The sequence below is a fragment of the Streptomyces sp. ISL-98 genome (assembly GCF_018614055.1).
Lineage (GTDB): Bacteria > Actinomycetota > Actinomycetes > Streptomycetales > Streptomycetaceae > Streptomyces > Streptomyces spiramyceticus.
Window position 1 is genome coordinate 26368 of the sequence record NZ_JAGGPB010000115.1, and the last position, 13831, is coordinate 40198.

Consider the following 13831-nt stretch of genomic DNA (forward strand, 5'->3'; position numbering starts at 1 on the left):
GGTGCTGCTTGGCGGTGGGAAGGGCCAGCGCGCGGCCGGGAGTCATCGCCGTTGAGTCACCTGTGCTGTTGCAAGGTTTCCCTGGTCACGGAGCGCTTGGTCGGCCTCGTACCCGGCCCGGTGAAATAGTTCGAGTCCTTGGGGCGCGCGGCGTCATGGCTGGTGGAACGGGGGGCCGGTTCCAGGTGGGGTATGTACTTCGAGCAGTGGATGTAGGCCTCTTCGACTCTTAGGTGGACCCACATCTCAGGACTGCGCCCCGGTGCGACGTCGGTGGGCAGGCCCGGATGGAGGGAGCGTAGGTCCGTGTCGCCGAAGAGCCGCGCTACGCCGTTGACGTGAAGTCCCACGTGGTGGTGGGTGAAGTCCACGAACAGCATGCCGAGGTGGGGATTCTCCGTCATGTTGCCGGCGCTGGCGAGCACACCGTTCCCCCGGAATTCGGGGTAGGCGAGGGTGTGGTCGTCGATCACGTGGACAAATCCCGGCGCCCCGGCGCGGAAGCTGGCATCGCATTCTCCATGGGAGTCGGCGGTGGCTAGGAAGACCATTGCCTGGCGGCCGATGAACTCCCGCATCTGGGGTGTGAGGCAGGAATGCACCTGCTGGTCGTAGAACCTGGTGGCGCGGTCGGCTGTGCCCAGCTGCTGCTGCAGCCGGTGTTCACCTGCTGATCCGAAAGGCGGCGGGGGCAAGGTCACGGGGCGTTCTCCTGGCAGGACGGGCCGGCGCGCGGCTCAGGGCATGGACAGGACGGGAGTCTCGAACGGGTCGTGATGGATGCGTTCGGGCGAGGTGCCGTTGAGGGTGAGCGTCTCACTGGCGGAGACGACCATCGGGGCCGGGCCGCTGAGATAGACGTCGTGCTGGTACCACGGTCCGTACTCGGCCAGAACCTCCGGCAGGGATCCCCGGATTCCGGGGGTGTACTCGTGGGAGACCGCGCCCCTGACGGTCAGCCAGTGGTGCCGCTGGGCCATCCGGAGCATGTCGTCGACCCCGTACAGCTCGGCGCCGGTGCGGGCACCGAGGAACACGTCCACCTGGTGGCGCCCGCCGCGACGGGCGACCTCCTCGACGAGCGCGCGGATCGGAGCGAGGCCGGTGCCGCCGGCCACACAGAGCAGGTCGCTGAAGGCGGCGGCGTCGAGAACCATGTCTCCCATCGGGGGCCCGAGCTGAAGCACGTCGCCCACCGCCGATCGGTGCACCAGCGCGCTGCTGACTGAGCCGCCGGCCACTGCCCGCACGTGGAAGGTGAGGGTGCCGTCCTCACGAGGCGCGTTGGCGGGGGAGTAGTAGCGCCACTGCTTGGGCCACCAAGGTGTTTCGACGCTCACGTATTGTCCGGCGGCGTACGCGTAGGGCATGTGGGGACGTACGGTGATCTCGGCGATGCCGTGTCCGCGCGGGACTCGGTGCACAACCGTGGCGGGCCACACGGCGGGCCGTACCACCTCGTCCTGCTCGGCAGCACTGATCATGACGTCGACGACTACGCCATACGCCTTTGTCCAGGCGGCGGCGATGTCCGCAGTCCACGCAGGGCCGGCGTAGCGGGCCAGAGAGGCGAGGAGGCACTCGCCCACGGCCGGGAAGTGCGCGGCCAGGGTGCCGAACTTGCGGTGATCGCGGCCGAGGTGTCCACAGAAGCGAACCAGGTTCTCGGGGTCGTCGACCAGGTCCACGATGCGCAGCAGCGCGCGCAGCAGGCGGCCGCGCTGGGCATCCATCCCCGGCGGGAACATCGGACGGACCTCGGGGTAGCGGGCGAAGAGGATCGCGTAGAAGTAGACCGTCATTTCTGCGGCAAGTGGCTCGACCACCGAGACAGAGGCTCGTACGAGGTCAATCTCGTGGGCCGACAAAGGTGCCTCGACGACCTCTGGATCAACGGTATGTATGGCCGTGGCGGGTCCTCCGGAGAGGGATGCGCGGATGTGTTGCTTGAGCGATTGATCCAGAATCTCAAGAGACCAGCGCTCCTCCATCCGTTATTCGAGATGGCTTCCCTCCGGCGGACCGTCGGGTGGCATCGCTCATGGGGCCACGCCCCCGAAGCGTGTTGCGGGCGGGGTCGTCTGTGAATCTTCGTCTCAGGAGAGGGGTGATCGGGGCGTCGAAGGTGGCGGGCATGAGTCCTCATGGTGGGAGGAGTGTTGAAACGGATCAGGCGGTTCCGGACGCTACATGATCCCGGAGGTGACTCAGAAGTAGCTAAGGGGTATGACCGGTACAGGCCCATTCCGCCCAGGTCGGTATTTCCGCTAAGGGGCGCTTCAGGACCAACTGACGTTCTTGTCCCAGAGTCTGAGTTCGGCGACGGTCACGGCGTCCGGTCGCAACAGGGGCGCCCGTTTGCCCGGATGCTCGCGGATCGCGCGGGAGGACTACGCCTTGTCCGCCAGGACCATCGTGGGCCGGGTCCGGGGCCTGCTGCCCTGCGGTCGAGCCCACATCGCTGCCATGACCTTGGGGAAGGCGGGCGCGTCCCCGGTCTTCCCGGGGATCAGGACGAAGGGCAGCGGCCGACACCGCCCGCCGGCGGCGAGGTGGATCTCACTAACGGGCCCTGCTCAACGACGGGGAGGCGCCCGGGTCACCGGTGGACAGAACCGTGTAACGCTCGCACTGCTCTGCGGTTGCCATCCCTGATCTTGCGTGGGAATCCCGGCCGTCAGGCCGGGCGGGAAACGCAGGACGCTACGCCCGGAACGAGCCGAGAACTGTAAGGCCGCTCACCGAACAGGCACCGCCCGGAAAGCAGGCTCGAACCGTCGGCTGTGTTGGGTGACGACACAGGTCAGCAAAGCCCTGCGCCTGACCAGGCGTAAACTCCACGTGTACCCGCGGGGAGGCGTCATGCGCCACACAATGCGAATCGGACCATTCCATATCGGATTCGGTCGCCGTCCGGTGCCACCGATGGACGGCTCGGTCAGCCGCGAACGTTTCGCCATCGACATCGCAGAGGGCTTGATGGGCGTCGGTGTCCCGTTCAGGCGCGGCTGCAGCGCCCTCGGGTTCCGGGTGGTGGTCACCGACACGGAAACCGGGCGGCGCCAGTACGTCTCCGAAAACTACACCCACGACCTCGCCTATGCCGACGGCGAGAAATACGTCACCAAACTGATCACTGGTACGAAGAGAGTGAAGTAGAGCCATCGGTCAGCACGACCGGGCGCGGCCCGCGCTCATTCCACGCAGAACACTGGCACTGCAGGCAGGGGATGTGTACACGGCGGGATCTCCGGCTGCCGTCAGCGGGCCGTCTGTCGACTGAGATACGGGAAGAACTCCGCTGCGGGATGGGCATGCCTGCCGATGATGACATCACGCCCTTCGCCACCGCCCACGCACAGCCGCACAGTCCGGCCCATCAGCGGTCTAGCAGCCGGGCGTCGCGCCTCCGAGCCCGCCGGGCGATGCGCGGCAAGCTGATCAACCCGGCTGCGGCGCTCCTCTGACGGGCTCGGCCTCAGGCCGCGTCGAGCAGTTCCCATACCCGCAGACCCGCCGTCCGGGCCGTGCCCGCGCGGCCGATGTCGTGCCGGAAGACAGTTCGGCCATCATGCCGTGCGTGATGGGCGCGGGTGACGGTGCGGCAGGCGTCGAAGACAAACATGGGGCGCTGGAAGAACGCGACGAGGCTGCGGACTGGTGCTCGCACGGCGGGCCGCACGGTGTCGGCGGGCAGGGCGGAGTCGGTGGCGGCGAAGAGGCGCTCACGGGCGCTCGTCGCGAGCTCGATCATCTCGATGAACGACCACTGGTCGGCCACTTCGCACTGGCTGCGGGAGAGGGTGGTCTCCCACTCCTGCGGGGCGAAGAGGTCCGTTCCAAGGTCGAACGGTTGCCGGACGCGGGCCTGTTTGCGGAACTCGTCCGACGGCAGGCGCTCGTCCCCGGTGAACTCCGCGAGGAGGGCTGGGGGGAGCGCGCCGGGCTGAGCGGCCAGGCTCTCGGGCTCGGCGACGCTGAGCACGCGCATGACGAGGCGGGCCCGGGCAGCGATGTGGCCCCCGGCTTCGTAGTCCAGGCTCAGCACGAGCCACTCACCCGAACCGCTGGTGGTCACCCGCGCCCGGAGGTCGAGCCAGGAAGCGTCCGCGAAGCGCAGGTCGGGCGCCTCGTAGTCGAGGCGGGCTATGCGGACGACGACCGCGGTCCGGTGCTTGTGCAGGAGGTGTGGGAACGGCGTCAGATGTTCGGCGAGCCAGCGGGCGAAGCCGTTGGCGGCCAGGTCGAGCAGGGCCCGTGGCCGCAGTTGCAGCGGGCTGAACTGGGTGGTGTACAGGGGCTCGCGGAAGGTGGTCTCACGGGCGTCACAGATCACGTCAGCCGCCCGCGATGGCAGTCAGGAATTCCACCTGGTCGGCTTCCTTCAGCGTCATGCTGAGATCCGGAATGGCGACTCGTTCGCCGTTGAGGAAGAGCTGGTGGCTCCGGCGGATCTGCCCGTTCGCGTCGCGCAGGACTTGCCGGATCTGCGGGTGACGGCCTTCGAGTTGTTCCAGGGCCGTGCCAAGGGTGTCGGCCTGGACCTGGACAGTGCGCTCGTAGTTCACGAGACGCAGCATGATGCCGCTGAATCGGAGGATCACGTGGGGCTCTTGCCTTTCTGGGCTGCACACATGCCGAGGTTGATCTCGAGGAGGTCCTGGGTGCCCGCGCCCGCGAGAAGCCCGAAGGCCTCCCGCAGGAACATGCCGTAGCGGGGGTCGCCGTAGTAGGCATGCCCGCCCAGGACTCGGAACGCTTCGTTCAGGACGGCCAGCGCCTGTTCGGTGACGTGGTGCTTGGCGGCGGAGACCACCGGGTCGAAGACGGGGTCGCCATCTCCCGCGTCGAGCCGGGACAGTGCCCGGTGGACGATCGAGCGGGAGGCCTCGACGGCGACGTACATCCGGCCGACGGCCGCCTGCACATTGGGCAGGTCCATGAGCGTCTGTCCGTAGCGAACGCTCTCCCGGAGCCGTGCCGCTGTGCCCTCCAGCAGTCTCCGCATCTGGCCGGTCGTGAACGACGCGATGGCGACACGGCGGGAGTTCAGGTACTGCTGCGCGTGGCTCAACCCGTCGGCCGACGCGATGACGCGGTCGGCCGGGACCCGCACGTTCTTGAAGGTCACAGACGCCGCGCCCGCCGTCCGGAAGCCGGCAGCGTGCGCCGGGCTGACCTCGACGCCGTCGTCATCCGCCGCCACCAGGCACGCCACCAAGTCGCCGTGCTGGCCGGATGCATAGGTGAGGAAGACGTCCGCGAGCAGCCCGCCGGTGATGAAGTCCTTCCTGCCGGACAGCAGAAAATCCGGCCCGGATGCGGTGAGTTCCGTGCGCATGGAGAGCAGATCGGTGCCCTCGGAGAAGGCCAGCGCGGGCAGGCACTCCCCGCGGCTGATCGGTAGCGCGTAGGTGCGGATGAGGTGCGTGCTCCCTGTTGCACACAGCAGACTTGCGACACCCGTGTGGATGCTGACTACGACCGGGAACGCCGGGTCGGCGCACAGATACCCGATCTCCTCCAGCGTCCGTCCCCAGGTCACGGCGTCGGCGTCCTCGCCGGCCACGCCGGTAGGAAGCGGGAAGGCCTGCAGGCCCAGGGCACCGGCGTCGGCGAAGGCCTGCTTGGGGACGGGGATGCCCTCGGCGTACCGGTCGACCGCCCCGTCCCCGATCTCAGCCAGGAGGTCGCCCCATCGTGACCGGACTAATCTGGCGACGTCGTCCTCATTCACACGCATAGCGGAACCATCTCCCCGTGCACACTCGCCCGTTGGCGTGAGCCATTGGCCTACGGCTTTCAGTGTGTATTCACGTCACCCGTGTGCACAGGGCGAACGACCCGGCGCCAGAGGTGCTGGTGTGGAGCCAGTTCATACCGTGCGCCGGGAGCGCGTTCAGGGGGCGCATGGTGATGCGCGCGCTTCCGGGAGGGGCGGCCCCAGTCAGTCCGCGGCACGGAGGATGGTCACCAGGCGGCCGCCACCCTGCCTTTTCTTGAGTGCGAGATTCTCGTAGAGGTTCGCGGTCGCCGAGGCCAAGGCGTCGAGCTTGCCCTGCACTTCTGTGACCTGAGCCGTCGCCTCGCGGAGTTGGTTACGGAGCCCGGCGATCGTCTCGTCACGCTGGACTTCACCGGGGGGTGCGGAGGACAGGTCGGGCGACTTGAGCATCGAGGCCGACCGGTGACCGGGGCCGATCCAGGCCGAGGCCATGGTCCAGTCGACGACTGAGCGAGGCCGTGATCGTTGCTCTCTGGTGACGAGCAGTTCCGCCGTGTAGCGTCGCTGTCAGATGTCGTGGTTCGCAGTACCTGCCCGCGCCCTGGCGTGGGCGTTTTGCTGTGCAGTGCAGGACCAGGGCGATCACCTCCGGGTCCGCGCGGTGCGGATCCGATATCGACTGAGAGGCACGCGCATGGCCAGCGGAACCGTGAAGTGGTTCAACTCCGAGAAGGGCTTCGGCTTCATCGCACAGGACGGCGGCGGCCCGGACGTCTTCGCGCACTACTCCAACATCAACTCCTCCGGCTTCCGCGAGCTCCAGGAAGGCCAGGCCGTGACCTTCGACATCACCCAGGGCCAGAAGGGCCCGCAGGCCGAGAACATCACCTCCGCCTGACTTTGCAGGCAAGGATTGCCCGGCCCCCCGGCGTATGCGCTGGGGGCCCGGACTGTTTGCCGGAGCAGCGAGTGCTACGAGAAGTACCACCATCGTCGAAGCCGTCTACCAGGCGAGTGCTGATGTAGCCGCCGATGACCTGGACAGGGACGACGGCTTCGAAATGCCGCCAGGCGGAGCGCTTCTGGATGCCCAGAGGGGCATCGACCCTTGCACAGAGAGGCTGCAGTACGTGGTATCCGTTCCGCCGATCATGAAGACTCCGGATAGCGGGGCGGCGGGCGACAGTCCAGCCGCGATGACATCGGCCCAGATGAGAGGCCTGGCGGGGTGCGCCGCGGTGTTCTTGCCGATTGATCCGCCGCGGGCGGGCCGTGTCGCGTTCTGGTGCCCGGACGGAACGCCGCCGGGGGCTGCCGACCGCTTGGCGGTGGTGCGCCCGCACGGTGCTTCCATACGCCGACGGGAGGTGGCGGCCACCGTCGTGCCGGTGTCGCAGGCGCTGGCGGCTCTCGCGGAGGCGCGCAGGATGCCCGGCGCCGATCCGGCGGCCGCGTTCTGGGGTGCGGCCACCGTGCTCGCGCTGCAACTGCTCGCCCGCGGCCGGCTGCTGCCGGGCGTCAGCCCTGACGGGTTCGACGGGTGGCGGATCGGGCCGTACGACCATGAAGACCTCGTGCGGTTGCGGGAGCTGGCGGCCGCGATGCCGCCCGAGGCGAGGGCGGTGCCGGTTGAGGGCGGGACGGCGTTGGAACTGCCGCAGGCCGAGCCGCTGGTACGGGCCTTCCTGGACGCGGTCGCCGATGTGCTGGCCCGTACTCCGGCGGCCCCGGTGGCTGCGGGCGGTGAGGCCTGGACCGCGACCGCACCGCAACCGGTGCCGCAGCAGAGGCAGTGGGCCGCCGACGTCGCCTCCGGCCTGGACACGGGAGTGCGCGTCTCCTTGCGTATCGAACTGTCAGGGACGGGCGACGAGAGGGGATTCCGGGACGGGGAGAGCGCCGGTCCTGGCGGGGGCGACGACTACGACCCGGATACAGAGGGCCGGTTTCGGGCTGTTGTCCAGCTGCACGAGCTCGCCGACGGCGTAGTCGCCGATGCCCGCGACGTCTGGTCGGGGCGCTTGGCTGCCGCCGGCCTGTTCGGCCCGGAAGCGAGGGCACAGACGCTGCTGGCCCTGCGCCGGGCCGCCCGCGTGTGGCCGCCGATGAGCCGCCTGCTGGACGTGGCGGCCCCGGTCGAACTTCAGCTGTCCGACACCGAGCTGAGCGACCTGCTCGGCGATCCGGCAGCCGCTCTGGCGGCGGCGGGCGTTCAGGTCCACTGGCCCAAGGAGCTCGCCCGGCAGCTGCTGGCCCGCGCCGTCGTCGAACCGGCCGAGAAGACCGCCTCGGACCTGCCATCCCTGCTCAGCGCCGGTGCTCTACTGGCCGTCCGCTGGCAGCTCACCCTCGGCGGCCGGGAACTCGATCAGGCCGAACTCGACCGGATCGCCGAGGCACAGCGGCCCATGGTGCGGCTGCGCGACCAGTGGGTGCTGATCGATCCCGAGATCCTCGCCCGGGCCCGCGACCGAAAGACCCGCCAGCTCACTCCTGTTGAGGCGCTGGGCACCGTGCTGGCTGGCAGCGCGGACATCGAGGGCGAGCAGGTGGAGGTCACCGCCCGGGGATGGCTGGCGGAGCTGAAGGAGCGCCTCGCCGATCCCGAGACGGCCGCCCGACGCACACCGTTGCCGCAGCCTGCCGCGCTGCGCGCCACCTTGCGCGACTACCAGGTCCGCGGCCTTACCTGGCTGGATCAGATGACGTCTCTTGGGCTGGGTGGCTGTCTCGCCGACGACATGGGCCTCGGTAAGACGATCACCCTCATCGCCCTGCACCTGCACCGGCAGAGCGATCCCGCCACCGCCGGGCCGACCCTCGTGGTCTGCCCGACATCGCTGCTGGGCAACTGGCAGCGCGAGATCGAGCGGTTCGCGCCCGGCACCCCCGTCACGCGCTATCACGGCACCAGGCGCAGCCTGAGCGGAGCCGAGGGGGGCTTCGTGCTCACGACCTACGCCACCATGCGCCTGCGGGCCGCCGAACTGACCGAACCCTTCTGGGGGTTGGTGGTGGCGGACGAGGCGCAGCATGTGAAGAACCCCTATTCGGCGACCGCGAAGGCCCTGCGCACGCTGCGCACCTCAGCCAAGGTCGCCCTCACCGGGACACCGGTCGAGAACAACCTGTCCGAGCTGTGGGCCCTGCTCGACTGGACGACGCCCGGACTCCTGGGGCCCTTGAAGACATTCCGCAGGCAGTACGCGCGTGGCGCGGAGAGTGGCGAGGACCCCGAAGCCGCCCGGCGCCTGGCTACGCTGGTCGCCCCGTTTCTGCTGCGCCGTAGGAAGTGCGATCCGGGTATCGCCCCCGAACTGCCGTCCAAGACCGAGACCGACCACCCGGTCACCCTCACGAAAGAGCAGGTCGCCCTGTACGAGGCCGTGGTCCGCGAGACGATGGCCGCGATCCGTGCCAGCGACGGCATCGCCCGCCGGGGCCTGGTCCTCAAACTCCTGGCCGCGCTGAAGCAGATCTCCAACCACCCCGCACAGTTCCTGAAAGAATCGGGCGGGAAGACGGCCGACCGGTCCGGGAAGCTGGAACTCCTCGACGAACTCCTGGACACCATCCTGGCGGAGGACCAGGCGGTCCTGGTCTTCACCCAGTACGTCACCATGGGCCGCCTGATCGAGGAACACCTGGCCGGTCGGGGCATCACGGCGCAGTTCCTGCACGGCGCCACCCCCGTCAAGCAGCGCGAGGAGATGGTGCGCCGCTTCCAGGACGGCGAGAGCCCCGTTTTCCTGCTTTCCCTCAAGGCCGCGGGAACCGGCTTCAACCTCACCCGCGCCGCCCACGTGATCCACTACGACCGCTGGTGGAACCCGGCCGTGGAGGAACAGGCCACCGACCGCGCCTACCGCATCGGCCAGACCCAGCCCGTGCAGGTCCACCGCTTGATCGCCGAAGGCACCGTCGAGGACCGGATCGCCGAACTCCTCGAAACCAAGCGGGCCCTGGCGGACGCGGTCCTCAGCAGCGGGGAGGCGGCGTTCACCGAACTGAGCGACGCCGAACTCGCCGACTTCGTCCGGCTGAAGGGAGCGGGCCGATGACCCTCACACCGGGCGCCGGGGAGCGTGACCGCCGGCGTGTCTTCCCGCCGCTGCCCACGGCACGCGGCCGCCGCTCCTTCGCCGAGACCTGGTGGGGCAACGCCTGGGTCGAAGCTCTGGAAGGCCCGGTCCGCTCCGCGACCGGACGCCTCGCCCGCGGGCGTACCTACGCCCGCGGCGGACACGTCGGCGAGATCACCGTCACCCCCGGCCGCGCCACCGCACGCGTTCAGGGCAGCCAGCCCGCCCCGTATCGCACCTCCATGGACATCGCCCAGCTGACCCGCACCGAATGGGACCTGCTGCTCGACGCCGCCGCCGCCCGCGCCGGACACCTCGCCGCCCTCCTGGACCGCGACATGCCCACCACCCTGGCGGACGACGCCGCCCAGGCAGGCGTGCATCTCCTGCCCTCGCCCCGCGACCTGACCCCCCGCTGCTCCTGCCCCGACTGGGGCGACCCCTGCAAGCACGCCGCCGCCCTCTACTACCAGGTCGCCCGCCTCCTCGACCATGATCCCTTCGTCCTCCTGCTCCTGAGGGGACGCGGCGAGAGCGAACTCATGGCCGAGCTGCACCGCCGCAACGCCGCCCAGGCCACCACCCCCGCCCCACCGTCTCCACCAGCCGGGGTGCCCGCCCGGGACGTCTTCGCCGCCGCCCGCGCCGGGCTCCCGCCGCTACCCGAACCGCCACCGGTCGTCGACCGTCCGGGCCCGGTGGCCCAGCTGACGCACGCCGACGATCCTGCACCCGGACTGGATGCGGCCGCGCTGGAATTTCTTGCCGCTGACACCGCCGCCCGCGCGGCCCACCTCCTGCAGCAGGCCCTCCTGCCCGACGGCCAGCATCCACAGCCGGTTTCCCCGGTCACCCTCAGCGTCGCTGACGACCTCGTACGCCTCGCAGCGGCCGAACCCTCCACCGAGATCTTCACCAGGCTGTCCTTCGCCGGGCACCACAGACCAGCCTCCCTCGCCCGGGCAGCCCGCGCCTGGCAGTACGGCGGGGCAGCCGCCCTGGCAATCCTGGACACGCCCTGGGATCCGGACCCGGCCTACCTAAGCGCCGTACGCGAGGAGATCAAACAAGCCTGGGACGGACAACGTGCACCCGGAATACGCGTCGCCGGGAACTGGCTCACGATCATCGGACACGACGCCCAACTGCGCCTGGGCACCGACGGACACTTCTGGTACCCCTACCGCAAGAAGCACGGCGCCTGGTGGCCGGCCGGGTTCCCGCACACGGACGCCACGGCTGCGCTGAGCGAACTGCTCGACTAGACAGACGCCCGCTGCGCCACGGTGTGCGCCATCGCGGTGTGCCGTGCCAGTCCGGGACAGGCGAGGTCTGATGCCGCACACGGGGGGGAATCCCGGCCTTTAGGGCAAGGCCGTGAAGTTACGGGCTGATCGTCGGCGCCAAGATGCCGATGCTCAGGGTCGCCTTGTAGGTGCGGCGATCGATTTTGAGGCTTTTGTGCGCGTAACGGGATAGGGGGCGCTTCACAGCGCGGGGGCTGACGCGTAGGCGGCGGGCCGGCATGAGCTGGTCCAGGACGGCCCGGCCGATCGTCCCAACGAGGTCGATCACCGTGTCGGCGATGACGCCGGCGGCATGGATGACCTGGTCGCGGGCGGTTTCGAGAGCGATGCTGAAGCTGGCCAGGTCGGGATCGACGCCGGGCATGGCATCAGCGATGGCGATCCGCAGGAGTTGGTAGACGCTCAGCAGGGCGTAGACCTCCTGGGCGATCCCGGCCCAGGTCGTGGAGCGCAGGACGCGGCGGCCCAGCATCGTCTTCTTGATCTCGAAGTAGGCCGACTCCACTTCCCAGCGTTCGTGATAGAGCCTGACCAGCTCGCACGCCGGGTAGCGGTGGTGGTCCAGGAGGCTGGTGGCCATCCGGTAGACGCCGGTGTGACGTCCTGCCGTGGTGGTGATGGTGATCTCGCACTCGATGACGCGGACTTCGACGGCACCGAATCGGGAGAGGAAGGAGCCGTCGTCGTAGCGGGATAGCAGTGGTGGCTTGCGGTGTGAGGTGAGGCGGGTCAGGAAGGCGGCCTCGGTGTCGGCGACCGCGCCGAGGAAGGCGTTGGAGGAGAAGCCGCGGTCCAGGAGCACGATCATGCCGTGGTGCAGGGAGCGCATCAGGCGTCGGCCGTAGACGCTCTCGCCGCGGCTACGGGGGCCGAAGGCCGCATCGAGGACGGCCCGGGTGCCGCAGGCGACCAGGGCGGTCAGACAGATCTGCGGGTAGCCGGAGGTGGCGTACTGGTTGGAGCCCTTGCCCAGACGGGCCCGGTGCACGGCACTGTCGGGCACGTCAAGGAACGTGCCGTCGATCGCGACCGTCAGCATGCCCTTCCAGCGGGCGCCGCCGGTGCGGATAACCGAGGCCGGGCCGCACAGCAGGTCGAACAGGGCCCGCATCGGGCGGACTCCGAGCCGGGCCCGCGCACCCCACAGCGCCGCCCCGGTGACCCTGCGGAATCGGTATCGAGCCCAGCGCGGCGGTGAGCTTGCGCCAGACCGCCAGGTAGCCGCATTCCTCGAACAGGGCGGCGGCCAGCAGCAGGTAGACCACCACCCGCGCGGGCAGTTTCCGCAGCCGCCGCTCGGCCGCCCCGGTCTCGGCCAGCACCGCATCGACCATCTCGAAGGGCACGATCCGGGTGAATTCCCCCAGGTGCCCCGGCGCGAACAGGCCCGTGGCTACCGTGATTTCACGCGTGATGACACACTCAGCAGACAGCGGAGCTCCCGAGCTTGAACGGTTCGTCTTGGCCGACAAGTCGTTCTATCGAGGCTCCGCTTCCCATGTCCGGCCATCAGACAGATCCCCCCCTTGCCACCAGCCCTGAAGCTGTAACTTCACGGCCTTGGCCTTTAGGCCGGGCGGGGATGCCCCCCTTGGGGCAGAGGCGCGGAGCGCCGGAGTTCTCTGCCCCTCTGTTGTGACGGTCAGGCTGGGCGCTTCTGGTTCTCGATGTACTCCCTGACGATGCCCAGGGTGCTCCGGCGCAGGACCCGGCGAAGTAGGAAGGGGACCAGAACACGGACCCCGTCCCCATTCGGTCTATCCGGCAGATGTACTCCGCCCGGAGGTAGCGGGAGGACACGCCCTTGAGGGAGTCGACCAGCTTGGGGAGCTGGACCTTCGGCGGGTAGTGCACGAGCAGGTGGACGTGGCCCTCTTCGCCGTTGAACTCTCGCAACTGCGCCTCGAAGGACTGCCACACGTCCCGAATGATCTCCTCGCAGCGCGTCAGCATCTCATCGCTGAAGACACCGCGCCGGTACTTCGTGACAAACACCAAGTACACGTGCAGGTGGTGGATGACGTGATTTCCCCGGCGGGATATCGGGCTCTGATTCCCAGCGTGGTGACATCCGCCAAAGGTAGTATGAGCGGTGGACTTGACCGAAGGGGGGTGGGCTGGGTGATCCGTGCGTACAAGTTCCTCCTGCGGCCCACCGTGGGCCAGGCGATCGGGCTCGGTGAGATGCTGCGCGATCACTGCTCGCTCTACAACGGGGCGTTGCAGGAACGCCGCGACGCCAACCGGCATCCCTCGAAGACGAGCGTCAAGTACGGGCAGCAGTCCGGGCAACTCAAGGACATCCGGGCCTTCGACCCGGAGCGTCAGGGCCGCTGGTCTTTCAGCTCCCAACAGGCAACGCTACGCCGGTTAGACAAAGCCTTCACGGCGTTCTTCCGCCGGCTCAAGGCTGGTGACAAGCCGGGCTATCCGCGGTTTCGTGGCGTGAACTGGTTCGACACGGTCGACTTTCCCAAAGATGCCGACGGCTGTCGCTGGGACTCCACGCCGCACGACCCTGTTACTCGCGTGCGTTTCCAGGGCGTTGGGCATGTGAAGGTCAACCAGCACCGGCCGGTGGTCGGCAAGGTCAAGACCGTCAGCGTCAAACGCGAGGGCCGCAAGTGGTTCGTCGTCCTGACCGCCGAACTACCTCAGCCCGAGCCGCTGCCCGCGACCGGCTCCGTGGTCGGTAGGCCTTGACCCCGGATTTTGGA

Annotated in this window: 13 protein-coding genes and 2 pseudogenes; 6 read left to right on the forward strand and 9 right to left on the reverse strand. The window is 68.8% G+C overall.

Annotated elements, in window-relative coordinates; all coding sequences use genetic code 11:
- Positions 1–56: 56 nt before the first annotated feature.
- Together J7I98_RS40135 and J7I98_RS40140 are read right to left on the reverse strand one after the other, a co-directional pair.
- A complete protein-coding gene (locus tag J7I98_RS40135; RefSeq protein WP_214929992.1) occupies positions 57–701 on the reverse strand; it encodes a pyridoxamine 5'-phosphate oxidase family protein in 645 nt (214 codons plus the stop codon).
- 36 nt (positions 702–737) lie between these two features.
- Entirely contained in the window at positions 738–1826 is a 1089-nt protein-coding gene (locus tag J7I98_RS40140) for a globin domain-containing protein (RefSeq protein ID WP_308378131.1), read from the reverse strand.
- A gap of 1099 nt (positions 1827–2925) precedes the next feature.
- Here J7I98_RS40140 and J7I98_RS40145 point away from each other — a divergent pair.
- Together J7I98_RS40145 and J7I98_RS40150 are read left to right on the forward strand one after the other, a co-directional pair.
- The gene (locus tag J7I98_RS40145) at positions 2926–3159 is read left to right on the forward strand and encodes a hypothetical protein (RefSeq protein ID WP_214929994.1); all 234 of its coding nucleotides are present in this window, start codon (positions 2926–2928) and stop codon (positions 3157–3159) included.
- A gap of 155 nt (positions 3160–3314) precedes the next feature.
- Entirely contained in the window at positions 3315–3467 is a 153-nt protein-coding gene (locus J7I98_RS40150) for a hypothetical protein (RefSeq protein ID WP_214929995.1), read from the forward strand.
- Positions 3468–3478: 11 nt separating this feature from the next.
- Here J7I98_RS40150 and J7I98_RS40155 read toward each other — a convergent pair whose 3' ends face one another.
- From J7I98_RS40155 to J7I98_RS40170, 4 genes are all read right to left on the reverse strand, one after another.
- Positions 3479–4336, reverse strand: a complete 858-nt coding sequence (locus J7I98_RS40155; RefSeq protein ID WP_214929996.1) for a hypothetical protein — start codon at positions 4334–4336, stop codon at positions 3479–3481.
- Between the two features lies 1 nt (position 4337).
- Positions 4338–4604 carry a MoaD/ThiS family protein gene (locus J7I98_RS40160; RefSeq protein ID WP_308378132.1) on the reverse strand — a complete coding sequence of 89 codons (267 nt, stop codon included), beginning with the start codon at positions 4602–4604 and terminating at the stop codon, positions 4338–4340.
- Positions 4601–5743 (reverse strand): acyl-CoA dehydrogenase family protein, encoded by a 1143-nt coding sequence (locus J7I98_RS40165; RefSeq protein WP_214929997.1) that lies wholly within the window; start codon positions 5741–5743, stop codon positions 4601–4603. The genes J7I98_RS40160 and J7I98_RS40165 overlap by 4 nt, the downstream gene beginning before the upstream one ends.
- 204 nt (positions 5744–5947) lie before the next feature.
- On the reverse strand, positions 5948–6217 hold the full coding sequence (locus tag J7I98_RS40170; RefSeq protein ID WP_214929998.1) for a hypothetical protein: 270 nt from the start codon (positions 6215–6217) through the stop codon (positions 5948–5950).
- 202 nt (positions 6218–6419) lie between these two features.
- Between J7I98_RS40170 and J7I98_RS40175 the strand changes: the two genes are divergently transcribed.
- The 3 genes from J7I98_RS40175 (at position 6420) to J7I98_RS40185 (ending at position 11072) form a co-directional block, all read left to right on the forward strand.
- Complete coding sequence (locus J7I98_RS40175; protein ID WP_214929999.1) at positions 6420–6623, forward strand: cold-shock protein; 204 nt, start codon at positions 6420–6422, stop codon at positions 6621–6623.
- A 298-nt stretch (positions 6624–6921) separates the two neighbouring features.
- On the forward strand, positions 6922–9786 hold the full coding sequence (locus J7I98_RS40180; protein ID WP_374225226.1) for an SNF2-related protein: 2865 nt from the start codon (positions 6922–6924) through the stop codon (positions 9784–9786).
- The gene (locus tag J7I98_RS40185; RefSeq protein ID WP_214930000.1) at positions 9783–11072 is read left to right on the forward strand and encodes an SWIM zinc finger family protein; all 1290 of its coding nucleotides are present in this window, start codon (positions 9783–9785) and stop codon (positions 11070–11072) included. The genes J7I98_RS40180 and J7I98_RS40185 overlap by 4 nt, the downstream gene beginning before the upstream one ends.
- A 118-nt stretch (positions 11073–11190) precedes the next feature.
- On the opposite strand, the gene J7I98_RS40190 is transcribed toward J7I98_RS40185, so the two are convergent.
- The 3 genes and pseudogenes from J7I98_RS40190 to tnpA all read right to left on the reverse strand — a co-directional run bounded on the left by J7I98_RS40190 (position 11191) and on the right by tnpA (position 13157).
- Positions 11191–12225, reverse strand: a complete 1035-nt coding sequence (locus J7I98_RS40190) for an IS4 family transposase (RefSeq protein ID WP_251021908.1) — start codon at positions 12223–12225, stop codon at positions 11191–11193.
- Complete coding sequence (locus J7I98_RS42085) at positions 12119–12586, reverse strand: transposase domain-containing protein (RefSeq protein ID WP_251021909.1); 468 nt, start codon at positions 12584–12586, stop codon at positions 12119–12121. Before J7I98_RS42085 ends, J7I98_RS40190 begins: the two co-directional genes overlap by 107 nt.
- 170 nt (positions 12587–12756) lie before the next feature.
- Positions 12757–13157 (reverse strand): annotated as a pseudogene (gene tnpA / locus J7I98_RS40195) (IS200/IS605 family transposase).
- 78 nt (positions 13158–13235) lie between these two features.
- On the opposite strand from tnpA, the pseudogene J7I98_RS40200 reads away from it, so the two are divergent.
- A pseudogene (locus J7I98_RS40200) lies at positions 13236–13808 on the forward strand (RNA-guided endonuclease InsQ/TnpB family protein); the annotation flags it as partial.
- Between the last annotated feature and the right edge of the window lie 23 nt (positions 13809–13831).

Excerpts from the sequence above, each read along its gene's own strand:
- J7I98_RS40145 (WP_214929994.1), top strand. The coding sequence starts at position 2,926 with ATGGACGGCTCGGTCAGCCGCGAACGTTTCGCCATCGACATCGCAGAG.
- J7I98_RS40150 (WP_214929995.1), top strand. The coding sequence starts at position 3,315 with ATGCCTGCCGATGATGACATCACGCCCTTCGCCACCGCCCACGCACAG.
- J7I98_RS40165 (WP_214929997.1), bottom strand. The coding sequence starts at position 5,743 with ATGCGTGTGAATGAGGACGACGTCGCCAGATTAGTCCGGTCACGATGG.
- J7I98_RS40170 (WP_214929998.1), bottom strand. The coding sequence starts at position 6,217 with ATGGCCTCGGCCTGGATCGGCCCCGGTCACCGGTCGGCCTCGATGCTC.
- J7I98_RS40175 (WP_214929999.1), top strand. The coding sequence starts at position 6,420 with ATGGCCAGCGGAACCGTGAAGTGGTTCAACTCCGAGAAGGGCTTCGGC.
- J7I98_RS40180 (WP_374225226.1), top strand. The coding sequence starts at position 6,922 with ATGACATCGGCCCAGATGAGAGGCCTGGCGGGGTGCGCCGCGGTGTTC.
- J7I98_RS40185 (WP_214930000.1), top strand. The coding sequence starts at position 9,783 with ATGACCCTCACACCGGGCGCCGGGGAGCGTGACCGCCGGCGTGTCTTC.
- J7I98_RS40190 (WP_251021908.1), bottom strand. The coding sequence starts at position 12,225 with ATGCGGGCCCTGTTCGACCTGCTGTGCGGCCCGGCCTCGGTTATCCGC.